The organism is Enterobacter sp. PGRG2 (genome assembly GCF_030291195.1).
GTDB lineage: Bacteria > Pseudomonadota > Gammaproteobacteria > Enterobacterales > Enterobacteriaceae > Enterobacter_D.
In genome coordinates this window covers 1,559,323-1,583,873 of sequence record NZ_CP127837.1, presented here as the reverse complement: position 1 = coordinate 1,583,873, position 24,551 = coordinate 1,559,323, and the positions used below count along the sequence as shown (strand labels likewise).

The following is a 24,551-nucleotide window of genomic DNA, read 5'->3' as shown; positions in this document are numbered from 1 at the left end:
TTTAAAAGGTAACTGATGTGCGCCTGATTATCGCTTTTCTGATGGCCTGGTGCCTCAGTCTCAGTATGGGGGCGTCCGCTGCGACGGCCCCCGACGCTAAACAAATCGCGCAGGAACTGGAGCAGGCTAAAGGGGCGAAAAATGCCCCGGATCAGGCCGAAACCGTTGAGGTGCTCCAGGCCGCGCTGAACGCGCTCGACGAGCGTAACGGCTCGCTTGAGCGCGCAAAGCAGTATCAGCAGGTCATTGACGACTTCGCCAAAACCTCCCAGACCTTACGCGCACAGCTGAACAGTATGCGCGACGAGCCGCGCGCCATTCCCACCGACCTGAGTTCTGACGCCCTCAATCAGGAAATTTTGCAGGTCAGCAGCCAACTGCTGGATAAGACGCGCCTGGCGCAGCAGGAGCAGGAGCGCGCCCGTGAAATCAGCGATTCCTTAAGCCAGCTGCCGCAGCAGCAAACCGATGCCCGCCGCCAGCTCAATGAGGTGGAACGCCGCGCCGGTACGCCAGCCGGTACCACCGCGCTGGCCCAGGCGCAGCTGCTCAGCGCTCAGGCGGAATCTGCCAGGCTGAAAGCGCTGGTGGATGAACTGGAGCTGGCGCAACTGTCCGCCAACAACCGCCAGGAACTGGCGCGTATGCGCTCCGAGCTGGCGCAAAAGCAGGCGGCGCAGCTGGATACTTACTTACAGGCGCTGCGTAATCAGCTCAACAGCCAGCGGCAGCGTGAAGCCGAGCAGGCGCTGGAAAGCACCGAAATGCTGGCGGAAAACAGCGCCAACCTGCCGGTCGGCATTGTCGATCAGTTTAAAATCAACCGCGAACTCTCCCAGGCGCTCAACCAGCAGGCGCAGCGGATGGATCTGGTCGCCTCTCAGCAACGGCAGGCCACCGGTCAGACGTTACAGGTACGTCAGGCGCTCAACACCCTGCGCGAGCAGTCCCAGTGGCTGGGGGCATCCAACATGCTTGGCGAAGCGCTGCGCGCGCAGGTCGCCCGTCTGCCGGAAATGCCGAAACCACAGCAGCTGGACACCGAAATGGCGCAGCTGCGCGTGCACCGTATGCGCTATGAAGATCTGCTGAACAAGCAGCCGCAACTGCGGCAGATCCGTCAGGTTGACGGCCAGCCGCTGACCCGCGAACAGAGCCGTATTCTTGACGCCCAGCTGCGCACTCAGCGCGAACTGCTGACGTCGCTGTTGCAGGGCGGCGACACGCTGATCCTTGAACTCACCAAACTCAAGGTGTCGCACACGCAGCTGGAGGACGCGCTGAAAGAGGTGAACGAGGCGACGCACCGTTACCTGTTCTGGACCTCGGACGTCAGCCCCATCAATCTCAGCTGGCCGATCGACATCGTGCAGGATCTGCGCCGTCTGATCTCGCTGGATACCTTCAGCCAGCTGGGCAAAGCCACGCTGATGATGCTGACCACCAAAGAAACGCTGCTGCCGCTGTTTGCCGCCCTGTTCCTTGTCGGCTTCAGCCTGTACTCGCGTAAGCACTTTACCCGCTTTCTGGAGCGTTCGTCCGCCCGCGTCGGCAAGGTGACTCAGGATCACTTCTGGCTGACGCTGCGCACGGTATTCTGGTCGATTCTGGTGGCCTCGCCGCTGCCGGTGCTGTGGGCTACCCTGGGTTATGGTTTGCGTGAGGCCTGGCCGTATCCGCTGGCGGTGGCGATTGGCGATGGCGTCACCGCGACCGTGCCGATGCTGTGGGCGGTGATGATTTGCGCCACCTTTGCCCGCCCCAACGGTCTGTTTGTCGCGCATTTTGCGTGGCCGCGGGCGCGTGTGGCGCGCGGTATGCGCAACTATTTGCTGTGTATTGGCCTGATCGTGCCGCTGATTATGGCGCTGATCATGTTCGATAATCTTAATGACCGTGAGTTCTCCGGCTCCCTCGGACGACTGTGCTTTATGCTGATTTGCGGCGCGCTGGCGATGGTCACCCTGAGCCTGAAACGCGCCGGGATCCCGCTGTATGTCGACAAAACTGGCAGCAGCGACAACATGGGCAACCATCTGCTGTGGAACCTGCTGCTGAGCGCCCCGCTGGTGGCGATGCTGGCGGCAATGGTCGGTTATCTGGCGACAGCGCAGGCACTGCTGGCGCGGCTGGAGACCTCGGTGGCCATCTGGTTCCTGCTGCTGGTGGTGTATCACATCATTCGCCGCTGGATGCTGATCCAGCGTCGTCGGCTGGCCTTTGATCGCGCCAAACATCGCCGCGCCGAGATCCTTGCCCAGCGTGCGCGGGGGGAAGAAGATCCGCATCACACTACCAGCACCGAAGGGCTGGTGGAAGTGGACGAGAGCGAAGTGGATCTGGATACCATCAGTACCCAGTCGCTGCGCCTGGTGCGTTCCATCCTGATGCTGATCGCCCTGCTGTCGGTGATTGTGCTGTGGTCGGAAATCCACTCCGCGTTTGGCTTCCTGGAAAATATTTCCCTGTGGGATGTCACCTCCACCGTGCAGGGCGTGGAAAGCCTTGAGCCGATTACCCTTGGCGCGGTGCTGATCGCGATTCTGGTGTTTATCATCACCACGCAGCTGGTGCGTAACCTCCCTGCCCTGCTGGAGCTGGCGCTGTTGCAGCACCTCGATCTGACGCCGGGCACCGGCTACGCCATTACCACCATCACCAAATATCTGCTGATGCTGTTTGGCGGTCTGGTGGGCTTCTCGATGATTGGTATTGAGTGGTCAAAATTGCAGTGGCTGGTGGCCGCGCTCGGTGTCGGGCTCGGGTTTGGTTTGCAGGAGATTTTCGCCAACTTCATCTCGGGCCTGATCATTCTGTTCGAAAAACCGATCCGCATCGGCGATACCGTAACGATCCGCGATCTGACCGGCAGCATCACCAAAATCAATACCCGCGCCACGACGATCAGCGACTGGGATCGCAAAGAGATCATCGTGCCGAACAAGGCGTTTATCACCGAGCAGTTTATCAACTGGTCGCTGTCGGATTCGGTAACCCGTGTGGTGCTGACGGTGCCTGCGCCGGCGGATGCCAATAGTGAGGAAGTGACGCAGTTGCTGTATACCGCTGCGGAACGCTGCTCGCTGGTGATCGATAACCCGCCGCCCGAAGTGTTCCTGGTGGATTTACAGCAGGGCATTCAGCTGTTTGAACTGCGTATTTACGCTGCGGAGATGGGACACCGGATGCCGCTGCGCCATGAGATCCATCAGTTGATCCTGGCGGGCTTCCGTGAACACGGTATTGATATGCCGTTCCCGCCGTTCCAGATGCGTCTGGAAACCCTGGGCGGTAAAGCAACGAACAGAACGCTGACCTCTGCCGGACGTGGCCGCCCGGCGGGAAGTTTGTAAACCCCTCACCCCGGCTCTCTTTTCAGAAAGAGGGCCGGGACCGTTAAGCCTTACGCTCTGTCGACGGTAAAGGCGATCACTTCACTTAAGTTTTCCGCGCCCAGTGCCAGCATGATCAGGCGGTCAACGCCCAGCGCCACGCCGGAGCAATCCGGCATCCCTACTTTCAGCGCTTCCAGCAGATTCACATCAATAGGCTGCTGCGGCAGGCCGCGGGCGGCGCGCTTGCGGTTATCCTGCTCAAAGCGTTGCTGCTGCTCGCGGGCGTCCGTCAGCTCGTGGAAACCATTCGCCAGCTCAAGCCCTTTGAAATAGACCTCAAAGCGCTCCGCCACGCGGTGATCTTCAGTGCTGATCTGCGCCAGCGCAGCCTGGCTTGCCGGGAAGTGATAGACAAAGGCCGGGCGATCTTTACCAATGTGCGGCTCGACGCCCATGGTAAACAGCAATTGCAGCAGCGTGTCGCGATCGTCTTCCGTGTCGGCAATATTGCTCAGATCCAGCTTCGCCGCCGCGTCGCGCAGCTGTTGCTTATCGGCAGAGAGCGGATCGATTTCCAGATGGCGCTGGAAAGCCTGCTGATAAGACAGGGATTCTGCTGCCGGGCACTCAAGCACCTGTTGCAGCAGATCGTCCACTTCATTCATCAGGCGGTACATGTCGTAATGCGGACGATACCATTCCAGCATGGTGAATTCCGGATTGTGGTGACGCCCCATCTCTTCATTGCGGAAGCTGCGACACAGCTGGAACACCGGACCGCAGCCCGCCACCAGCAGACGCTTCATATGGTATTCCGGGCTGGTCATCAGATAGAGGTTCATCCCCTGAGAATGGCCGGGGCCTACAAAACGGGTTTCGAACGGGAACAGATGAATATCCGTCACCGTCGCCTGACTCATGCAGGGCGTTTCCACCTCCAGTACACCGCGGTCGGCAAAGAAACGACGGATCTCCGCAATCTTCGCGGCGCGTTTCAGTAAATTGGGGATGGACGCGCTCGGCTGCCAGGTTGCCGTCTCGCTCATGGTAATTCTCCGTATGCTGATAAGGGCACGAAGTCTACCCGTAACCCGCCAGAGAGACAAATTTTGCACAGTAATTTGTTGCTCGCGGCGGACAAATAAGACAAAGGGCCGGATCCATCAAACAGAGTGATAAATCACGCGGAAGATCGGCAAAAAAATCGAACGCATCAAATTTCCCTTCCTCCCGCAAGGTTATACTGCCTCCCCATAATGGAGCAGTGGACATGCTTTCGCGACGCCCGTTAAACGCGAAGCGGAATAACTAAAACCTGGAGGAATGTCGTGCAAACCTTTCAAGCCGATCTTGCCGTAATTGGCGCAGGTGGTGCCGGATTACGCGCCGCGATAGCTGCGGCGCAAGCGAATCCCAACGCTAAAATCGCCCTGATCTCAAAAGTCTACCCCATGCGCAGCCATACCGTGGCCGCGGAAGGGGGATCTGCCGCCGTCGCGCAGGATCATGACAGCTTCGATTACCATTTTCACGATACCGTCGCCGGTGGAGACTGGCTTTGCGAGCAGGATGTGGTGGATTATTTCGTGCACCATTGCCCGACCGAAATGATCCAGCTGGAACAGTGGGGCTGCCCGTGGAGCCGCCGCCCGGATGGTTCCGTCAACGTGCGTCGCTTCGGCGGCATGAAGATTGAGCGCACCTGGTTTGCCGCCGACAAAACCGGCTTCCACATGCTACACACCCTTTTCCAGACCTCGTTGCAGTTTCCGCAGATCCAGCGCTTTGACGAGCATTTTGTCCTCGATGTACTGGTGGATGACGGCGCGGTGCGCGGCCTTGTCGCCATGAATATGATGGAAGGGTCGCTGGTGCAGATCCGCGCCAATGCGGTGATCATGGCAACCGGCGGCGCCGGGCGCGTGTACCGCTTCAACACCAACGGCGGCATCGTCACCGGCGATGGCATGGGCATTGCGCTGAACCATGGCGTAGCGCTGCGCGACATGGAGTTTGTACAGTACCACCCGACCGGCCTGCCGGGATCCGGCATTCTGATGACCGAAGGCTGCCGTGGCGAAGGCGGTATTCTGGTGAATAAAGATGGTTACCGTTATCTGCAGGATTACGGCATGGGCCCGGAAACGCCCCTCGGCGAGCCGAAAAACAAATATATGGAGCTGGGGCCGCGCGATAAAGTCTCCCAGGCCTTCTGGCATGAGTGGCGCAAGGGCAACACCATTTCGACGCCACGCGGCGACGTGGTCCATCTGGATCTCCGCCATCTGGGTGAGAAAAAGCTGCTCGAACGTCTGCCGTTTATCTGTGAGCTTGCCAAAGCGTATGTCGGCGTCGATCCGGTGAAAGATCCGATCCCGGTACGCCCGACCGCGCACTACACCATGGGCGGCATCGAAACCGATCAAAACTGCGAAACCCGCATCAAAGGCCTGTTCGCGGTGGGCGAATGCTCGTCTGTCGGGCTGCACGGCGCGAACCGTCTTGGCTCGAACTCGCTGGCCGAACTGGTGGTCTTTGGCCGCCTCGCCGGTGAAAAAGCCATGGAACATGCCATGGGCGCACATCAGCCTGACGATAAGGCGCTGAACGCCCAGGCCGGTGATGTGGAACAGCGCCTGAAAGATCTCGTTAACCAGGAAGGCAGTGAAAACTGGGCGCATCTGCGCGACGAAATGGGCATGGCGATGGAAGAAGGCTGCGGCATCTACCGTACGCCGGAACTGATGCAGAAAACCATCGATAAGCTGGCGGAGTTGCAGGAGCGCTTCAAACGCGTGCGCATCACCGACACCTCCAGCGTGTTCAATACCGATCTGCTCTATACCCTTGAACTAAAGCATGGCCTGAACGTGGCGGAGTGTATGGCGCACTCGGCAATGGCCCGTAAAGAGTCGCGCGGCGCGCATCAGCGTCTGGATGAAGGTTGTACCGAACGCGATGACGTCAACTTCCTCAAACATACGCTCGCTTATCGCGATGCTGACGGCACGACGCGTCTGGAATACAGCGACGTGAAGATCACCACGTTGCCGCCGGCGAAACGCATGTATGGCGGCGAAGCGGAAGCAGCCGAGAATAAGGAGAAGGCGAATGGCTGAGCTACAAACCCTGAAAATCGAGGTGGTGCGCTATAACCCGGAAGTGGACAGCGCCCCGCACAGCGCGTTTTACGAGGTGCCCTTTGATGAGCAAACCTCACTGCTGGACGCACTGGGCTATATCAAGGATAACCTCGCGCCGGATCTCAGCTACCGCTGGTCGTGCCGCATGGCGATTTGCGGCTCCTGCGGCATGATGGTCAACAAAGTGCCGAAGCTGGCCTGTAAAACTTTCCTGCGCGAATACGAACAAGGCATGAAGGTGGAGGCGCTGGCGAACTTCCCGATTGAGCGCGACCTGGTGGTCGATATGACGCACTTTATCGAAAGCCTGGAAGCCATTAAACCCTACATTATCGGCAATCCGCGCACACCGGATCAGGGGACAAATACCCAGACCCCGGCGCAGATGGCGAAATACCATCAGTTCTCCGGCTGCATCAACTGTGGTCTGTGCTATGCCGCCTGTCCGCAGTTCGGTCTGAATCCGGAATTCATCGGCCCGGCGGCGATCACCCTGGCGCACCGGTATAACGAAGACAGCCGCGATCGCGGCAAGAAAGAGCGTATGGCGCAGCTTAACAGCCAGAACGGCGTCTGGAGCTGTACGTTTGTGGGCTATTGCTCTGTCGTTTGTCCGAAGCACGTCGATCCGGCGGCGGCCATTCAGCAGGGGAAAGTGGAAAGTTCGAAAGACTTTCTTATCGCCACCCTGAAACCACGCTAAGGAGCGCATGATGACAACGAAACGTAAACCTTACGTGCGGCCGGTGCCGTCAAACTGGTGGAAAAACCTGCCGTTTTATCGCTTTTATATGCTGCGCGAAGGCACGGCAATCACTACCGTGTGGTTCAGCATCGTACTGATTTATGGCCTGTTTGCGCTGAAGCATGGCGCTGAAAGCTGGGCGGGGTTTGTGAGCTTCCTGCAAAACCCGGTGGTGGTGATCCTTAACCTCATCACGCTGGCAGGGGCGTTGCTGCACACCAAAACCTGGTTTGAGCTGGCGCCGAAAGCCGCGAATATCATCGTCAAAGACGAGAAAATGGGACCGCAGCCGATCATCAAAGGGCTGTGGGTTGTCACGGCGCTGGTGACGCTGGTGGTGCTGTTTGTCGCCCTGTACTGGTAAGGAGGCAAGAATGATTAATCCAAATCCACAACGCTCTGACGAACCTGTTTTCTGGGGGCTGTTTGGCGCAGGCGGCATGTGGGGCGCGTTCTTTGCGCCGGTCATCGTGCTGCTGGTTGGCGTGCTGCTGCCGCTGGGGCTGTATCCCGGCGACGCGCTCGGCTTTGAGCGGGTACTGGCCTTTGCCCAGAGCCTGATCGGACGCGCCTTTATCTTCCTGATGATTGTGCTGCCGCTGTGGTGCGGCCTGCACCGCATCCATCACCTGATGCATGACCTGAAAATCCACGTACCCAACGGTAAATGGGTGTTTTACGGCCTTGCCGCCATCCTGAGCGTGGTAACGCTGGTCGGGGTGATTTTCCTTTAAGTACAGCGCCGGGTCTGATGTTGCAGACCCGGTCACGCTTCGCAACGGCAAGCCGGGCAAACTTCCGGTGACGCTTTACACTTATCTGTAAATCCTGGAAGGAAAATACCATGCGTATATTGCCTGTCGTTGCCGTCGTTTCCGCCGCGCTTCTGATGGTGGCCTGCCAGTCTCCCACTCCTCCTCCCGGCGTCACCGTCGTGGAAAATTTTAATACCACACGCTATCTCGGTACCTGGTATGAAATCGCCCGTCTGGATCACCGTTTTGAGCGCGGGCTGGATAACGTCACCGCCACCTACAGCCTGCGGGAAGACGGCGGGCTGAACGTCATTAACAAAGGCTATAACCCGTCGCGGGGTATGTGGCAATCCACGGATGGCAGGGCTTACTTTACGGGATCTAAAAACCGTGCGGCGCTGAAGGTATCGTTTTTTGGCCCCTTTTACGGCGGCTATAACGTCATTGCGCTGGATAAAGATTATCGCCACGCGCTGGTCTGCGGACCGGACCGCGATTACCTGTGGATCCTGTCCCGCACCCGCACTATTCCGGATAACGTGAAACAGGATCTGGTGAACACCGCAAAACAACAGGGCTTTGCGGTGGAGAAACTCATCTGGGTGGCGCAAAACCGTTAATGGGTGCTGAGTTTTAACCCGATGATCCCGGCGACAATCAGCACCAGGCTGATGATGCGCGCCGGGCTTGTGGATTCACCCAGCAATATCATGCCGGTAATGGACGCGCCGACCGCGCCTATTCCCGTCCAGATCGCATACGCGGTGCCGACCGGCAGCGTTTTCATCGCCCACGACAGCATAACAATACTGACGATCATGGCGCTGGCGGTGATGATACTGGGCGTGAGACGGGTGAAACCATGGGTGTATTTCAGGCCGATGGCCCAGACAACTTCAAGTAAACCCGCAATAAGTAAAACGAACCAGGACATAGTTGGCTCCTGAGATGGGGCCGTCCCCGTTGAAGATGGCGCTTACAGGTCGTCCTGCAAGGCTTATGTAGAAGCGTATTCTTACCGTCAGGCATTACTATTTCAACTTTTTTATTTATCCAAAATTTTAACGGCTTAAAGCAAGAAATAGGTGCAGTTCGCAGCGGAGTTCCGTCATTTACCTTTTTTGTCTTCCCACTATGATGGTGTACTTTCAGATAAATGAAAGCCGTCACCCATTCTGACTGCGAAACCAAACATGTTCAAAATTTTATTGATTGACCGTTGTTGCTTCGCCCGCTTCGGGCTTGAGAGCTGGCTCAATCAAAGTGAGATCTTTCCGGGGCCGGTGGTGATAACCGGGCTGAACAATTTAATGCTCGCCAAAGAACATGCCGCCCAATGGCAGCCGGATCTGGTGATTGCCGATCTCTATGGTTTTGCGAGTGAATTACATCACGTGCAGCAATTAGCCTCGTTATTACACATCTGTAGCCAAAGCCCGCTGCTGTTATTATCTTCCGGGCATGATGCGCAGATGGAAAGCTATTGCCAGCAGTTCCCGCTCTGGGGTCGATTAGATAAGTCTGTACCGCTTGACGCGCTTGCCCGTAGCATTAACGGGGCGCTGTGCTCACGACCAACAGAAGATGTGAATCAGACGGTGACACCGCTGCTGACGCGGCAGGAAGAGAAAGTATTATCACTGTGGATGGACGGCACTAATAACCATTGTATCGCTCACCGGCTCGGTATTAATGGCAAAACGGTTTATACCTATAAACGAAATATCCGCATGAAGCTGGGCATGGGGAATCGTTTTACGCCGTTTTTGTCACTGCCGGAAAGCGGAAGCAACGGTACGGCAGAGGCCGTACCGTACGCTGCTGTTACTGCTGAGCTTTAGTGGCTGCACCAGAGATCGCGCTGCCGCCATCAGAAATATCTTCGCCTACGCCACGCGTGGTGTTACACGCGGTCAACACAGAAGAAAGAACCAGTACCGAAAAGATCGCAGCAATTGTTTTCTTAACCATAATATATTCCTTTTATAGCCAGTGTTATTTGTGTATAGCCTGTTAAGCATAGACAAAATTCCGGGCTGTGGAGAAAAAGGCGATATTTTAGGACGATTTGAAGTCAGCGGCATGGCATCGCGCCACACCGCTGAAGATAAGGCAGGAATTACTTAACGCGGGAAACGTATTCGCCAGAGCGGGTGTCCACTTTGATGACTTCGCCGGTCTGTACGAACAGCGGTACTTTAACCACGGCGCCCGTGCTCAGTTTGGCAGGTTTACCACCGGTACCCGCGGTATCGCCTTTCAGGCCTGGATCGGTTTCCACGATTTCCAGTTCAACGAAGTTCGGCGGGGTCACGGCGATCGGCTGGCCGTTCCACAGGGTTACGATGCATTCAGCCTGATCCAGCAGCCATTTGGCGCTGTCGCCGATGGCTTTAGCGTCCGCAGACAGCTGTTCGAAGGTTTCGTTGTTCATGAAGTGCCAGAACTCACCGTCGTTGTACAGGTAAGTCAGGTTCATATCGATAACGTCAGCGCCTTCAGCGGAATCGGTGGATTTGAAGGTTTTCTCAACGCGAGTACCGGTCAGCAGACGGCGCAGCTTAACGCGTGCGAACGCCTGACCTTTACCCGGCTTAACGAATTCACTGGATTCAACCGCGTAAGGTTCGCCTTCGAACATGATTTTAAGACCGGCACGAAAATCGTTGCTATAGTAAGTCGCCATAAGGCCCTCTGAAATATTGTTAACTGGTATTAGCCAAAAAATGGCACACATTGTAACCCTAAACACCCCTTCCAGAGAAGAATGGTTATTGCAACTTGCCGATGTAATAACCGATCCTGATGAACTTCTGCAGCTTTTAAATATAGACGCCAGCGCAGAGCTGCTCGCGGGACGCGAAGCCCGTCGGCTGTTCGCCCTGCGCGTCCCCCGCGCATTTGCGGCGCGCATGGAAAAAGGCAACCCGAACGATCCGCTGTTGCGTCAGGTACTTACCGCGCAGGAAGAGTTTATCGCCGCCCCCGGCTTTACCACCGATCCGCTCGAAGAACAGCACAGCGTGGTGCCGGGATTGCTGCATAAATACCGTAACCGGGCGCTGCTGCTTGTTAAGGGCGGCTGCGCGGTAAATTGCCGCTATTGCTTCCGCCGTCACTTCCCGTACGCCGATAATCAGGGCAATAAGCGTAACTGGCAGGCCGCGCTCGACTATATTGCGCTGCATCCGGAGCTGGATGAGATCATTTTCTCCGGCGGCGATCCGCTGATGGCGAAAGATCATGAGCTGGACTGGCTGATCGGCGAGCTGGAGGCGATCCCGCATATTAAGCGTCTGCGCATTCACAGCCGTCTGCCGGTGGTGATCCCGGCGCGCATTACCGATACGCTGGCGGCCCGCCTGGCGCGATCCTCATTGCAGATCCTGCTGGTGAACCATATCAACCATGCCCGGGAAATTGACGACGCTTTCCGCGCGGCCATGACGCAGCTGCGGCAGGCGGGCGTCACGCTGCTCAATCAGAGCGTGCTGCTGCGCGGCGTGAACGACAACGCGCAGACGCTGGCGGATCTCAGCAATGCCCTGTTTGATGCGAGTGTGATGCCCTATTACCTGCACGTACTGGATAAAGTCCAGGGCGCGGCGCATTTTATGGTGAGCGATGACGAAGCGCGTCAGATTGTGCGTGAATTGCTGACCCTGGTATCCGGCTATATGGTGCCGCGCCTGGCGCGTGAAATCGGCGGCGAGCCGAGTAAAACGCCGCTGGATTTGCAATTGCGCCAGCAATAAGCCTTCTTCAAGAGTCCGCATTCGGACTCTTTTTACCCCTCATCTCCCCTTATACTGCCCCGCGTTTTCTTGCCAAATCTGTGCCCTTCATCCGGTATATTGCCGCCCCTCATGGAGAATATAAATGCCCTTAACTATTCATGGACTGAACGCTGGCGTTATTCGTCATGACAATGATTTTGCTGCGCTGGCCCTGAAAATTAAACACGAGGCGAATAATGACAGCCTGCTGTTTCTTCCGCTGTTACCCCTGAAAGATCTGCTGCTGTGTCTTGAATATCATCTTCCCGTGAAAAGCGTACCCGATGACGCTGGCAGCACGCTGCACAGCAACGCGCCGGCGCTGGTCGAAGATGAACTGAGAAATGCGGATGTGCGCCTGCGGGTGGAAGGCGTTACGCTACTTGATGATACAGGCAACAGCCTGACGATAGCCTTCACCCTGAATACGGGCGAGACGCTGACCCTGAATATTGCGGATACGCAAATCCCGGCGCTGGTGAAACTGATTATTCATGCAATGAACAATGCCGGGCTACGAGCGCTGGTGGAAAGCGTGTCTTCTGTGCTGGATTTCCTGCCGCTGTATGACGTGGACAGCCGGGATAACGCACAGCTGGAATACGACGCTTATCAGCATCCTGAGTGGAAATACCGCCTGTTCACCCATCATCTGGTGGTGATCTATCAGTATAAAAATACCGCAGGAGAATTACATACCAGCGGCTCGGTCATTAAAACGCGATCCCCTTCCGCGTCACAAGAAACCCAGGGCATCGTGAAACGTCTGCTGCGCTTCAGCAAGCGTCTGCGCAAGCTGGATGACACACCCTGCAAGGTATTTGTCAGAACACTGGCGGCGGGAAATAAGGTCACGCTGACACAGGCGCAGTGCCTGCATGCGGTGCATAATCTGCGGTTACATGTGGAGAAATCGGCGGCCTGAAAACAGTGAACCCCTGCGCGGGGTTCATCTTATCAGATGCCGGCGATCAGTTCGGGCACTTGTATACCTGGCCGCTCATTTCGCTGGCGGTCGGCACAAAGCTCGACATGAATCCCTGGGTCGGGCTGCTGACATTGAAAATCACGTTGCCGCCCATTTTTGCCGCTTCGTTACGCAGGGCATTTGCCGCGCCGCGCATTGAGCCGCCCTCTTCGCCATGCTGACCCGACAACCAGTTGCTTTGCGTACCGGTTGCGGTGCCCAGTAAACGACACTGCTCACTCGGTTTCTCTTCAACAAAACGAACGCTTTGCCCACCCGCGGTCAGATCGTTGCTGGCGCTACAACCCGCCAGCAGCAACGCTGTTCCGACAATCCCTGCACCGACGTAAACGCGCATGTTATTCCTCATGTAATAGCTGGACAACGTTGTCCGTGTCTGAACCTTATACTAAAAAGATGACCAAAAGAAAAACCCCCAGGCATTTCTGTCCGGGGGTTTGTTGGTCATATCACGTCAGAAGCTGTATTTCACACCGATCATGCCGCCATAATTGTCATAGCTGTTGTCACCGGTCGCCATCGTCAGACTGCCCCACGCCTTCAGGCCCGGCGTAATATTGCCTGACAGTCCCATTTTCATTTCATAGCGATCAGCAGGTGTATCATCGTCATAACGGGTATTGTCAATTTCCAGGCTGTTATCCGCCGTGCCATGCCACCAGTTGATTTCCATAAAGGGCTGCACCACCTGCTGCGGGCTTTGCCGCCACAGACGCACCCCGAGGCGGCTGGTTACGCCGTCGGCATCGTAGCCGCTGACGGACATACCCGCGCCGTCGCTGTGGCTGTCAGCATCGTAGGCGCTGTAAATGATCTGCGCCTGCGGTTGCAGGATCACCTGACTTTGCTGCGCGGCGTTTTCCGACAGCACAAAGCCGTAACCCGCTTCCAGCGAACCGCTCCAGACGCTGGAGTCGTACTCATCATCCCCGACGCCTGACTGCCTGCTGCTGACGCTGTTATCGTACCAGCCATACTGTAACCAGCTGTCGACATACAAGTGCTCCGGCTGTTTCACGTCACTCAGCCAGGTGCCGTAGAGACCGACGCTGTAGCCTTCCACGCTCGCATCCATGTTAAAGCGCGTTTTTCCTGCGCCATTGCTGACGCGATAGTATTTATCACTGTCTGCATCGCTGCGCTGCCAGCTGCCCATCACGCCAAAACGTATATCATCGCTGCCGTTGCTGGTCAGGCGTAAGAGATCGCCGCCCAGCTGTACCCGGACGCTTTCCTGATCGACATTGAACTGACCGCCTGCGCTGTTATGGTTAGTCTGACCGCCGGTAATGCGTCCCCAGAGCGCAGGCGCGCCTTCACCGCCCGGCTGTTGTCCATCATGGCGATCGTGGTATGTCTGGATCATCATTTCGACTGCCGCCGTCTGGTTCGCCAGATAACCGGCCACTTCCGGGCGGATCATTGACCCATTATCATCACCATTGTCTGGTGAAGGGGCGGGATCCGGATCTGGTGTCGGATCGGGGGTAGGATCAGGATTGGGGGCTGGATCGGGCGTGGGATCGGGATCCGGTGTCGGCTCAGGATCCGGCGCTGGTTCAGGATTTGCCTCATCGCTGACCAGATACCAGTCGGTATCGGCGGTATTCTGCTCCAGACGATAAATATACTGTCCGGCGCTCATGGTGTGAGTTTGTCCCGCCAGTTCAAAGGCATCTTCCGACGTGCTGCCGCGCACATCCACCACTTTAATACCGTCGCCGGTGGTCAATGCCGCATCACTGTCGCTGCCGGTATTGGTAAACAGCAGATCGGTTTTCGCGCTGCCCATTTCGACGTTATCAACAATCAGCATATCGCTCTGCGAATTCGCGCCACCTTCGTTGAGCACCACATCCATGGCGATGGTGCCGCCATTGGAGACATACGTACTGTTACCGGCAACCCCGGCGTCAGTGCTGCTGCTGATAACGAGCGTATCCCCCGCTTTACCATTAGCGCTCATATCAATGGTGCCGCTGTTGGTAAAGGTGCTGAGGCCCAGCAGTTGCGCCTGCATAATGCCGTCGTTGCTGGTGCTGTTAACGCTGTAACCCGTGGCATATTCGTTTGAGGTGTTGGTGCTGGTGACGTCGCTGTCTGCCACGCTGTCGAGCACGATCGTGCCGGTATTATTAAATACCCCGTTACCGCCAAAACTGGACACTGCCACGGCTTTGGTATCGCGTGTACCGTCGCCGTCAGTATCCTGCCAATTGCGTAAATGCAGGTTGCCGCTGTTATTCAGGGTGACGTCATCGCCGCTGAGGGTCAGATTACCAGTGAGCGTGCCCTTGTTGGTGACCGTCACCGTCGGCGCGGTAATGACCATCGCGCTGTCATTCATCGCGCCGAGCGTAGCAGTATCCTCTATGCTCATCGTCACGGTTTTCTGGCTAGTGGCGCTGACGCCCGTGGCATCCGCTCCCCAACCGCCGCTGGTCTGGGTATTGCCCCCAAGATTAATAACAATATCGCCGCTATTTTCACTGAATGCGTTAATACCCTGCGCCCCTTCCCCGGAAGCGGTTAATTGCAGATCTAAGGTGTCAATGGTAATACCGCTATTACCGTCGTTGAGAACATCGTTATAGACTTGGGCCTGAATACCTTTTGCCCCCGTTCCCTGCGCAGTAATTACCCCTGAACTGTTAATTGCCACATTATTATTTTGACCTTCCGCTGCATAAGCGGACATACCGATTGCATTAAAGCCCTGCACATTGATGTTGGCCAGCACATCCAAAGCTATATTTGTGTTAGCTGGCTCTGAAGCGAATGCCCCTAATGCCTCGGCTTTTATGCCAATACTATTGCCCGCAGACGCGTCGCCAACATTAATGAATAAATCCGGAGAGTCAATATCTACCGTCAAAGACTGATAGCCGTAGGCAGTAATACCGATGCTACCAGTACCCGTCAGCGTAATATCAGAAGCAGTATTATCAATGTGTAACTCCGCAATTTTATCATCAGCGATGTCAATACCTGCCGCATAATCGTTATCACTGGTAATATTCATTACGCTATCGTTAACATTCACTATAGCGCCACCGCCATCGTCGCCCCCAGCGTAGATACCTATTTGGGTTTCAGCTAATTCAATATTCGCCGAGTCAACATTCATAATAAGTATTCCGGGTTCTTCGGAATCGGGAACGTTCCGGCCGAAATAGATACCTATATTGTTATTGTCGACGTCGGTGTCGACGCGACTATCATAAGTCACACTCCCTGAAATTTTCATTTCAGCCGATCCGCCACCATTGTAATATTCATAAATGTTGCCGTTATTACCGCTGGTATAATCGTAAAGCGCATTCGCGTGCGCCGTGCCGCCCAACGCCAGCGCGACGCACATGGCGAGATAATTCGTTTTCATTGCATCCCTTCTCCTGAATATATTTGCGAGTGGTATAAATAAGCAAACGCATATTATTAGCTGCAAAAGGTTATTAGCATGAAGGATGCGTGTATTAACATAAAATGTTATAGACAATATGAATCATTTCAGAATATATGAATTTACCGTAGCACTCACTTTAATTTAAGAACATCCTTAAAATAATGAGTTAGCACATTCATTTTGTTGGCATTTCTGTGTTTGTCAAAATATGTTCCTGGAATTATGGGTTCATCTGTTAATAATCACAAATCCAATATTATAATAATGATATATATTTAGAGAAGTTATACGCCGCGCAAAGAAAAACCCCCGGACATTGCTGACCGGGGGTTTTCTTATTTCTGCGGGATGCAGAACAACATGATTACATCATGCCGCCCATACCACCCATGCCGCCCATACCGCCAGCAGCACCTAAATCAGGGCCATCAGCTTTCGGCAGGTCGGTCACCATGCACTCGGTGGTGATCATCAGACCGGCAACAGAGGCCGCGTACTGCAGAGCAGAACGGGTCACTTTAGTCGGATCCAGGATACCCATGTCGATCATGTTGCCGTATTCTTCGGTCGCTGCGTTGTAACCGTAGTTACCGTCGCCGCCTTTAACGGTGTTAGCCACAACAGACGGCTCTTCGCCGCAGTTCAGCACGATCTGACGCAGCGGTGCTTCCATTGCGCGCAGCGCAACTTTGATACCGACGTTCTGATCTTCGTTCTGGCCACGCAGTTCGCTCAGTTTAGAAGCAACACGGATCAGCGCAACGCCGCCGCCTGCAACCACACCTTCTTCAACCGCAGCACGGGTTGCGTGCAGGGCATCTTCTACGCGGGCTTTCTTCTCTTTCATTTCAACTTCGGTAGCAGCACCGACTTTGATTACCGCAACGCCGCCAGCCAGTTTAGCTACGCGCTCCTGCAGTTTTTCACGATCGTAGTCAGAGGTCGCTTCTTCGATCTGCTGACGGATCTGAGAAACACGGCCCTGAATGCTCGCTTCTTCACCCACGCCATCGATGATGGTGGTGGTGTCTTTGTTGATCACAACGCGTTTAGCCTGACCCAGGTCTTCCAGGGTCGCTTTTTCCAGCTCCATACCGATCTCTTCAGAGATCACGGTACCGCCGGTCAGGATAGCGATATCCTGCAGCATAGCTTTACGACGGTCGCCGAAGCCCGGTGCTTTCACCGCAGCCACTTTCACGATGCCGCGCATGGTGTTAACCACCAGGGTTGCCAGCGCTTCGCCTTCCACATCTTCAGCGATGATCAGCAGTGGTTTACCGGCTTTCGCAACGGCTTCCAGTACTGGCAGCATTTCGCGGATGTTGGAGATTTTTTTATCAGCCAGCAGGATGAACGGGCTTTCCAGTTCAATGGAGCCAGTTTCCGGCTTGTTGATGAAATACGGGGACAGGTAGCCACGGTCGAACTGCATACCTTCTACCACGTCCAGCTCGTCCTGCAGGCCGGTGCCTTCTTCAACGGTGATAACGCCTTCTTTACCCACTTTCTCCATGGCTTCCGCGATCAGTTTACCCACGGTTTCATCGGAGTTAGCGGAGATGGTACCAACCTGAGCAATGGCTCGGGAATCGGAGCAAGGTACAGACAGGGCTTTCAGTTCTTCAACCGCAGCGATAACCGCTTTGTCGATGCCGCGTTTCAGATCCATCGGGTTCATGCCAGCCGCTACAGCTTTCAGGCCTTCGGTGATGATGGACTGTGCCAGTACGGTTGCAGTGGTGGTACCGTCGCCTGCCGCGTCGTTCGCTTTAGAGGCAACTTCTTTCACCATCTGCGCGCCCATGTTTTCGAACTTGTCTTCCAGCTCGATTTCACGTGCTACAGAAACACCATCTTTAGTAATGGTCGGTGCACCGAAAGATTTATCCAGAACAACGTTACGGCCTTTCGGGCCAAGGGTAACTTTCACTGCGTCTGCCAGTACGTTTACGCCGCGCAGCATTTTCACACGAGCGTCGTTACCGAATTTTACGTCTTTAGCTGCCATTTTCTTCTTTCCCTTAAATTCGTAGGTTCAGTTCGCGGGTGGGTTACGCTTCAACAATTGCCAGAATGTCGCTTTCGGACATGATCAGCACTTCTTGATCGTCAATCTTTTCAGATTTCACACCGTAGCCATCGTTGAAAATGACGATGTCACCAACTTTAACGTCCAGTGGCTGCACGCTACCGTTTTCCAGGATGCGGCCTTTACCGACAGCGATGATTTCGCCACGAGTCGATTTACCAGCAGCGCTTCCGGTCAGTACGATGCCGCCCGCAGACTTGGACTCAACTTCTTTACGCTTGACGATGACACGGTCATGCAACGGACGAATACTCATTGATAGCTCTCCTTTGAGAAAGTCAGTATCGGTTATGGATGACGCCGGCCTAAAGGTGGTTCCCGGCTGGTGACGTCAGAGATGGGGGTGCTTGATCAAGCCTTCAAGGGGCAAAAAGAAAAAAATTTTCTTAAGGGCGATAAAAAGTTGCCTGAAACAACGTCCTGCAAGAAGTGGGGAGGGAACGCGCGGCGCTGATAAGGCCTGCTTATGCTACTATCGCCGCTCTTTGATGGCGGCAGGACAGGGTAATGAGCGGATTAAAACAGGAACTGGGATTAGCGCAAGGGGTGGGCTTACTCTCTACTTCATTATTAGGCACCGGCGTGTTTGCCGTTCCTGCGCTGGCGGCGCTGGTAGCAGGCGACAACAGCCTGTGGGCCTGGCCTGCGCTGATCGTGCTGGTGTTTCCCATCGCCATTGTTTTTGCCCTGCTTGGCCGACATTTTCCCAGCGCAGGCGGCGTGGCGCATTTTGTCGCCCTGGCCTTTGGCCCCCGGCTGGCGCGCGTCACCGGCTGGCTATTTTTGTCGGTGATCCCGGTGGGATTACCCGCCGCGCTGCACATCGCCACCGGTTTTGGGCAGTCGCTGTTCGGCTGGCACGACAGCCAGTTATTGCTGGCGGAGCTGGGCACCCTCGCCATCATCTGGTGGATTGGCTCCCGGGGCGCGCGCTCCAGCGCCAACCTGCAAACCCTGGTGGCGATTTTGATCGTCGCCCTGATTGTAGCGATCTGGATCTATGGCGATATTACCCTCGCGGCCATTCCCTTCCCGGCGCTGCCGGAGGTGGATACCCCGCAGCTGTTCGCCGCGCTGTCGGTGATGTTCTGGTGCTTCGTCGGGCTTGAGGCTTTTGCGCATCTGGCGTCAGAATTCAAACAGCCGGAGCGCGATTTTCCCCGCGCGCTGATGATTGGCCTGCTGCTGGCGGGAACCGTATACTGGGCCTGTACCGTGCTGGTGCTGCATTTTAATGCCTACAGCGCCGATCGCGCCGCCGCGACTTCATTGCCGGGCATCGTCGTGCAGCTGTTTGGCGTGAAAGCCCTGTGGATCGCCTGCGTCATTGGTTATCTGGCCTGCTTTGCCAGTCTGAACATTTATATCCAGAGCTTCGCGCGGCTGGTGTGGTCGCAGGCGCAGCACCTGCCGGACAGCTATCTGGCGCGCCTTTCGAAAAACCACATTCCGCGTAACGCCCTCAGCGCGGTGATCGGCTGCTGCATGCTGAGCACGCTGGGTATCTATCTGCTGGATATCAATCTGGATGCGCTGATTGTCTATGCCAACGGCATTTTCATCATGATCTATCTGCTGTGTATGCTGGCGGGATGTCGGCTGCTGACCGGGCGTTATCGTGCGCTGGCAGCGCTTGGCGGGGTGCTCTGTTTACTGCTGCTGGCGATGGTCGGCTGGAAGAGCCTTTACGCCATCATCATGCTGGCGGCGCTGTGGCTGTTTTTACCCAAACGGCGCGTGGATTAAACATGCCGGGCGGCGCTGTGCTTGCCCGGCCTACAATTGCTGGAACGGGTAATTTGTAGGCCCGGTAAGCGCAGCGCCACCGGGCAAAAGTAATTATTGATCGTCTTTATGTTCGATACGGTCACGCTGATCGTCTTTACGCTGGTATTCGCCATCAAAGGTCTGCCCGCCCTGGGTACCGGCGCTGAAACCGCCCCCCGGCATACGGGAAAAACGCAGATGCGGCATCAGGCGCAGGGTCAGCAGTTTCTGTACCGGCGGCAACAGCAGCAACAGACCGAGGAAATCGGTAAAGAAGCCCGGCAACAGCAGCAACAGCCCGGCGATGATCAGCGACACGCTCTTGATCATTTCTGCTGCCGGACTTTCACCCGCCGCCATTTTCTGCTGCATCAGCAGTAAATTCTTGAAGCCCTGGTTACGCACCAGCGACATCCCGACCACGGAACTGAAGATCACCAGCACCAGAGTTAACAGGACGCCTAAGACCTGGGCGACCTGAATGAAAATCGAAATCTCAATGTAAACATATAAAAATACGGCAATTAACGGTATCCAGCGCACTGGCTTCTCCTGTGTAAACCGCGGCTTTCGCGCCACGGTCAGTGTAATTTTGCGACACGCATGATCCTGTAATGGAGGCTTCATGCCAGAATTCAATCGGAATGCGCGACTATTTTTTGGCAATGATTGATCCGGTGATGTATTTCACAAATCAATAAAAGTACCGTATCAGCTAAGATAATAAGTGATCCAGGTTACGGCAATTCGCTATGATCAGCATATGATCCCGGTTACGTGGCTGATTAAGGAAATAATCGTCGGTCAGTAATCACACATAACCACAGATCTCCTGTGTGTTTGGTGCATTCATTCGTAGCTTTAATTTAAGAAGGTTCACATGTTAAACAACATTCGTATCGAAGAAGATTTGTTGGGCACAAGGGAAGTACCAGCGGATGCCTATTATGGCGTCCACACTCTGAGAGCGATTGAAAACTTTTACATTAGTAACAGCAAAATCAGTGACATCCCTGAGTTTGTGCGCGGCATGGTGATGGTTAAGAAAGCGGCAGCAATGGCCAACAAGGAGTTGCAGACCATCCCGAAGAACGTGGCTAATGTCATTATCGCCGCATGTGATGAAGTCCTGAATAACGGCAAATGCATGGATCAGTTCCCGGTTGACGTTTATCAGGGCGGCGCGGGCACTTCCGTCAACATGAACACCAACGAAGTGCTGGCGAACATCGGCCTTGAGCTGATGGGCCACCAGAAAGGTGAGTACCAGTACCTCAACCCGAACGATCACGTTAACAAATGCCAGTCCACCAACGACGCCTATCCGACCGGCTTCCGTATCGCGGTATACGCTTCGATCGAAAAACTGATCGATGCCATCCACCAGCTCGGCGAAGGCTTCCAGAATAAAGCCGTTGAGTTCCAGGACGTACTGAAAATGGGCCGCACCCAGTTGCAGGACGCGGTGCCGATGACGCTGGGCCAGGAGTTCCATGCCTTTAACGTGCTGCTGAACGAAGAGACCAAAAACCTGCGTCGTACTGCGGAACTGCTGCTGGAAGTGAACCTCGGCGCAACCGCCATCGGCACCCGTCTGAACACCCCGGACGGCTACCAGCAGCTGGCGGTGCAGAAGCTGGCGGAAGTCAGTAACCTGCCGGTCGTCCCGGCGGAAGATCTCATCGAAGCCACCTCCGACTGCGGCGCTTACGTAATGGTGCACAGCTCGCTGAAACGTCTGGCGGTGAAACTCTCCAAAATCTGTAATGACCTGCGTCTGCTCTCCTCCGGGCCGCGTGCAGGTCTGAACGAGATCAACCTGCCGGAACTGCAGGCAGGCTCCTCGATCATGCCAGCCAAAGTGAACCCGGTGGTGCCGGAAGTGGTAAACCAGGTATGCTTCAAGGTGATCGGTAACGACACCACCGTGACCATGGCTTCCGAAGCGGGTCAGTTGCAGCTGAACGTGATGGAGCCGGTGATTGGCCAGGCGATGTTTGAATCCATCCACATCCTGACCAACGCCTGTTACAACCTTCTGGAAAAATGCATCAACGGCATTACCGCTAACCGCGCCGTCTGCGAAAGCTACGTTTACAACTCCATCGGCATCGTCACTTATCTCAATCCGTTTATCGGCCACCACAATGGTGATATTGTTGGTAAGATCTGTGCGGAGACCGGTAAGAGCGTACGGGAAGTGGTGCTGGAGCGCGGTCTGCTGACTGAAGCAGAACTGGATGACATCTTCTCGCCGCATAACCTGATGCATCCGGTCTATAAGGCCAAACGCTACACCGATGAAAGCGAGCAGTAATTGTTCGCCACGCAAACAAAGGCACGTCAGATGACGTGCCTTTTTGCTTTTTAAGAGTTACTAAAATACAACAATCTAATATCAACTTGTTAATAAACAAGGCAGGCAACTATGTTTGGTGCAGAACTTGTTATCGTCCTTCTGGCGATTTATTTAGGGGCAAGACTTGGCGGGATCGGCATTGGGCTGGCCGGAGGATTGGGCGTACTCGTATTGACGCTCTTTTTTCAAATCCCGCCTGGCGCGATCCCCTTTGACGTTATCGAAATCATCATGGCGGTTATCGCCGCCATCGCCGCGATGCAGGTCGCAGGCGGCATGGATTACCTGGTCAGCCTCGCCGAAAAAATGCTGCGTCGGCATCCCAAATACATCACCTTTTTAGCGCCGCTGGTCACCTGGTTTATGACCATTCTGGCGGGCACCGGGCACACCGCCTTCTCCACGCTGCCGGTGATCACCGAAGTGGCGAAAGAACAGGGCATCCGCCCGTCCCGCCCATTATCCATCGCCGTGGTCGCCTCGCAGATCGCCATCACCGCCTCGCCGATTTCCGCCGCCGTGGTGTTCTTTGCCGGCATCCTTGAACCGCTGGGCGTCAGCTATCTGACGTTGCTGGCGATCTGTATCCCCACCACGCTGGTTGCGGTGATGCTTACCGCCGTGGTGTGTAACTTCCTCGGCAGCGAGCTGAAAGACGATCCGGTGTATCAGGAGCGACTGGCGAAAGGCGAAGTCAGCCTGCGCGGCAGCCAGGTGTTTAACATCAAACCTCATGCGAAGCGTTCGCTGATGCTGTTTTTAATCGGCATCGTCGCGGTTATGGTTTACGCCACCGCCATCAGCCCGACGGTAGGGCTTATCGCCAACCCGGTGCTGCCGCGTAACGAAGCCATTGTGGTGTTTATGCTGACCATCGCCACGCTCATCTGCCTGACCTGTAAAATTGATACCGGCGAGATCCTTAACGCCAGCACCTTTAAATCCGGCATGAGCGCCTGCGTCTGCGTACTGGGCGTGGCCTGGCTGGGCGACACTTTCGTGAAACATCACATTGAAGATATTCAGATGGTGGCGGGCGATCTGCTGCATAACTACCCGTGGATGCTGGCGGTGGTGCTGTTCTTTGCCGCCACGCTGCTCTACTCCCAGGCGGCGACCACCAAAGCGCTGATGCCTGCCGCCCTGCTGCTGGGCGTCAGCCCGCTCACCGCCATCGCGTCCTTCGCGGCGGTGTCGGCGCTCTTTGTGCTGCCCACCTATCCAACGCTGCTGGCTGCGGTGGAAATGGACGACACCGGCTCCACCCGTATCGGCAAATATGTCTTTAACCATGCCTTTTTGATCCCCGGCGTTATTGCCATCACGCTGTGCGTGATCCTCGGCTTTATCGTCGGCGGCATCCTGTTGTAAATCTCGTTAAAAACGGGCCGTCTCGCGGCCCGTTGCATGAATCCCCGCCCGTCACCTGCTATAGTGCCTGTTTTCGCCGAGTCGAGATTGACGATGAACACGCCTGACGCTGTTGTTGTGCTCTGTACCGCCCCGGATGAAGCCACTGCCCAGGATCTGGCTGCCAAAGTCCTTGCGGATAAACTCGCTGCCTGTGTCACCCTGTTGCCGGGCGCGACCTCGCTCTATTACTGGGAAGGGAAACTGGAGCAGGAATATGAAGTGCAGATGCTGCTGAAAAGCGATCTCGCCCATCAGAAGGCGCTGCTCGCCTGCCTGAAATCGCACCACCCTTATCAGACCCCCGAATTACTGGTTTTACCGGTTACACACGGAGATAGTGATTACCTCTCATGGCTCAACGCTTCCTTACGCTGATCCTGCTGCTGTGCAGCACCTCAGTCTTCGCCGGACTGTTTGACGCGCCTGGCCGCTCTACTTTTGTGCCTGCCGACCAGGCCTTTGCCTTTGATTTTCAGCAAAACCAGCACGACCTGACGCTGCACTGGCAGGTGAAAGAGGGCTACTACCTCTATCGCCAGCAGATCAAAATCACCCCTGCCGGTGCGGAGATCGCTCCGCCGCAACTGCCTGCGGGCGAGATGCACGAAGATGAGTTCTTCGGTAAAAGCGAAGTGTATCGCCAGCGCCTGGATGTGCCGGTGACGGTGAATGCCGCGGGTAAAAATGCCACGCTCACCGTGACTTACCAGGGCTGCGCCGAGGCCGGGCTGTGCTATCCGCCGGAAACCAAAACGGTGCCGCTGACGGAAAT

The 24,551-nt window shown here is 55.6% G+C and carries 23 protein-coding genes; 14 read left to right on the top strand and 9 right to left on the bottom strand.

All coding sequences use genetic code 11. The annotated features are described in order from the left end of the window. The first annotated feature begins 17 nt into the window (after positions 1 to 17). Positions 18 to 3,353: a miniconductance mechanosensitive channel MscM gene (gene mscM, locus QRD42_RS06845; protein ID WP_072570258.1), complete on the top strand. Its 3,336-nt coding sequence runs from the start codon at positions 18 to 20 to the stop codon at positions 3,351 to 3,353. Positions 3,354 to 3,403: 50 nt separating this feature from the next. Here the strand turns inward: mscM and epmA are convergent, their stop codons facing one another. Continuing rightward, positions 3,404 to 4,381, bottom strand: coding sequence for an elongation factor P--(R)-beta-lysine ligase (epmA, locus tag QRD42_RS06840; RefSeq protein ID WP_072570257.1), 978 nt, complete (start codon positions 4,379 to 4,381; stop codon positions 3,404 to 3,406). 282 nt (positions 4,382 to 4,663) lie between these two features. On the opposite strand from epmA, the gene frdA reads away from it, so the two are divergent. From frdA to QRD42_RS06815, 5 genes are all read left to right on the top strand, one after another. Beyond that, complete coding sequence (gene frdA / locus QRD42_RS06835) at positions 4,664 to 6,454, top strand: fumarate reductase (quinol) flavoprotein subunit (protein WP_321988477.1); 1,791 nt, start codon at positions 4,664 to 4,666, stop codon at positions 6,452 to 6,454. After that, positions 6,447 to 7,181, top strand: coding sequence for a succinate dehydrogenase/fumarate reductase iron-sulfur subunit (locus tag QRD42_RS06830; protein ID WP_318372893.1), 735 nt, complete (start codon positions 6,447 to 6,449; stop codon positions 7,179 to 7,181). The genes frdA and QRD42_RS06830 overlap by 8 nt, the downstream gene beginning before the upstream one ends. A gap of 10 nt (positions 7,182 to 7,191) precedes the next feature. Continuing rightward, entirely contained in the window at positions 7,192 to 7,587 is a 396-nt protein-coding gene (frdC, locus tag QRD42_RS06825) for a fumarate reductase subunit FrdC (RefSeq protein ID WP_321988741.1), read from the top strand. Between the two features lie 10 nt (positions 7,588 to 7,597). Continuing rightward, positions 7,598 to 7,957, top strand: a complete 360-nt coding sequence (gene frdD / locus QRD42_RS06820) for a fumarate reductase subunit FrdD (RefSeq protein WP_318377044.1) — start codon at positions 7,598 to 7,600, stop codon at positions 7,955 to 7,957. A gap of 110 nt (positions 7,958 to 8,067) precedes the next feature. Beyond that, a complete protein-coding gene (locus tag QRD42_RS06815) occupies positions 8,068 to 8,598 on the top strand; it encodes a lipocalin family protein (RefSeq protein ID WP_072570252.1) in 531 nt (176 codons plus the stop codon). On the opposite strand, the gene sugE is transcribed toward QRD42_RS06815, so the two are convergent. Then, positions 8,595 to 8,912, bottom strand: coding sequence for a quaternary ammonium compound efflux SMR transporter SugE (gene sugE / locus QRD42_RS06810; RefSeq protein ID WP_321988476.1), 318 nt, complete (start codon positions 8,910 to 8,912; stop codon positions 8,595 to 8,597). The genes QRD42_RS06815 and sugE overlap by 4 nt on opposite strands. A gap of 259 nt (positions 8,913 to 9,171) precedes the next feature. Here sugE and QRD42_RS06805 point away from each other — a divergent pair, with 259 nt between their 5' ends. Next, positions 9,172 to 9,819 (top strand): helix-turn-helix transcriptional regulator, encoded by a 648-nt coding sequence (locus tag QRD42_RS06805; RefSeq protein ID WP_321988475.1) that lies wholly within the window; start codon positions 9,172 to 9,174, stop codon positions 9,817 to 9,819. Here the strand turns inward: QRD42_RS06805 and ecnB are convergent. Then, positions 9,803 to 9,949 carry a lipoprotein toxin entericidin B gene (gene ecnB / locus QRD42_RS06800; RefSeq protein ID WP_039055654.1) on the bottom strand — a complete coding sequence of 49 codons (147 nt, stop codon included), beginning with the start codon at positions 9,947 to 9,949 and terminating at the stop codon, positions 9,803 to 9,805. The genes QRD42_RS06805 and ecnB overlap by 17 nt on opposite strands. 148 nt (positions 9,950 to 10,097) lie before the next feature. Next, entirely contained in the window at positions 10,098 to 10,664 is a 567-nt protein-coding gene (gene efp / locus QRD42_RS06795) for an elongation factor P (protein WP_072570249.1), read from the bottom strand. Positions 10,665 to 10,704: 40 nt separating this feature from the next. Between efp and epmB the strand changes: the two genes are divergently transcribed. Continuing rightward, positions 10,705 to 11,733, top strand: a complete 1,029-nt coding sequence (gene epmB, locus QRD42_RS06790) for an EF-P beta-lysylation protein EpmB (protein ID WP_321988474.1) — start codon at positions 10,705 to 10,707, stop codon at positions 11,731 to 11,733. A 124-nt stretch (positions 11,734 to 11,857) separates the two neighbouring features. Next, on the top strand, positions 11,858 to 12,679 hold the full coding sequence (gene yjeJ / locus QRD42_RS06785; protein ID WP_321988473.1) for a YjeJ family protein: 822 nt from the start codon (positions 11,858 to 11,860) through the stop codon (positions 12,677 to 12,679). Positions 12,680 to 12,725: 46 nt separating this feature from the next. On the opposite strand, the gene QRD42_RS06780 is transcribed toward yjeJ, so the two are convergent. The 4 genes from QRD42_RS06780 to QRD42_RS06765 form a co-directional block, all read right to left on the bottom strand. Further along, positions 12,726 to 13,079 carry a DUF4156 domain-containing protein gene (locus QRD42_RS06780; protein ID WP_321988472.1) on the bottom strand — a complete coding sequence of 118 codons (354 nt, stop codon included), beginning with the start codon at positions 13,077 to 13,079 and terminating at the stop codon, positions 12,726 to 12,728. Positions 13,080 to 13,196: 117 nt separating this feature from the next. Further along, on the bottom strand, positions 13,197 to 16,124 hold the full coding sequence (locus QRD42_RS06775) for an autotransporter outer membrane beta-barrel domain-containing protein (protein WP_321988471.1): 2,928 nt from the start codon (positions 16,122 to 16,124) through the stop codon (positions 13,197 to 13,199). A 388-nt stretch (positions 16,125 to 16,512) separates the two neighbouring features. Beyond that, a complete protein-coding gene (groL, locus tag QRD42_RS06770) occupies positions 16,513 to 18,159 on the bottom strand; it encodes a chaperonin GroEL (RefSeq protein WP_072570244.1) in 1,647 nt (548 codons plus the stop codon). A 43-nt stretch (positions 18,160 to 18,202) separates the two neighbouring features. Further along, positions 18,203 to 18,496 carry a co-chaperone GroES gene (locus tag QRD42_RS06765; RefSeq protein ID WP_072570243.1) on the bottom strand — a complete coding sequence of 98 codons (294 nt, stop codon included), beginning with the start codon at positions 18,494 to 18,496 and terminating at the stop codon, positions 18,203 to 18,205. Between the two features lie 251 nt (positions 18,497 to 18,747). Between QRD42_RS06765 and yjeH the strand changes: the two genes are divergently transcribed. Further along, positions 18,748 to 19,986: an L-methionine/branched-chain amino acid transporter gene (yjeH, locus tag QRD42_RS06760; RefSeq protein ID WP_072570242.1), complete on the top strand. Its 1,239-nt coding sequence runs from the start codon at positions 18,748 to 18,750 to the stop codon at positions 19,984 to 19,986. A gap of 93 nt (positions 19,987 to 20,079) precedes the next feature. Here the strand turns inward: yjeH and QRD42_RS06755 are convergent, their stop codons facing one another. After that, entirely contained in the window at positions 20,080 to 20,550 is a 471-nt protein-coding gene (locus QRD42_RS06755; protein ID WP_318375659.1) for an FxsA family protein, read from the bottom strand. Between the two features lie 337 nt (positions 20,551 to 20,887). Here QRD42_RS06755 and aspA point away from each other — a divergent pair, with 337 nt between their 5' ends. The 4 genes from aspA to QRD42_RS06735 form a co-directional block, all read left to right on the top strand. Next, positions 20,888 to 22,324, top strand: a complete 1,437-nt coding sequence (gene aspA, locus QRD42_RS06750; RefSeq protein ID WP_072570240.1) for an aspartate ammonia-lyase — start codon at positions 20,888 to 20,890, stop codon at positions 22,322 to 22,324. 111 nt (positions 22,325 to 22,435) lie between these two features. Next, entirely contained in the window at positions 22,436 to 23,737 is a 1,302-nt protein-coding gene (locus QRD42_RS06745) for an anaerobic C4-dicarboxylate transporter (RefSeq protein ID WP_318364131.1), read from the top strand. Between the two features lie 93 nt (positions 23,738 to 23,830). Next, complete coding sequence (gene cutA, locus QRD42_RS06740) at positions 23,831 to 24,154, top strand: divalent cation tolerance protein CutA (RefSeq protein ID WP_321988470.1); 324 nt, start codon at positions 23,831 to 23,833, stop codon at positions 24,152 to 24,154. Next, the coding region (locus tag QRD42_RS06735; RefSeq protein ID WP_321988469.1) for a protein-disulfide reductase DsbD domain-containing protein at positions 24,130 to 24,551 on the top strand (422 nt) is incomplete at its 3' end. The genes cutA and QRD42_RS06735, both read left to right, overlap by 25 nt.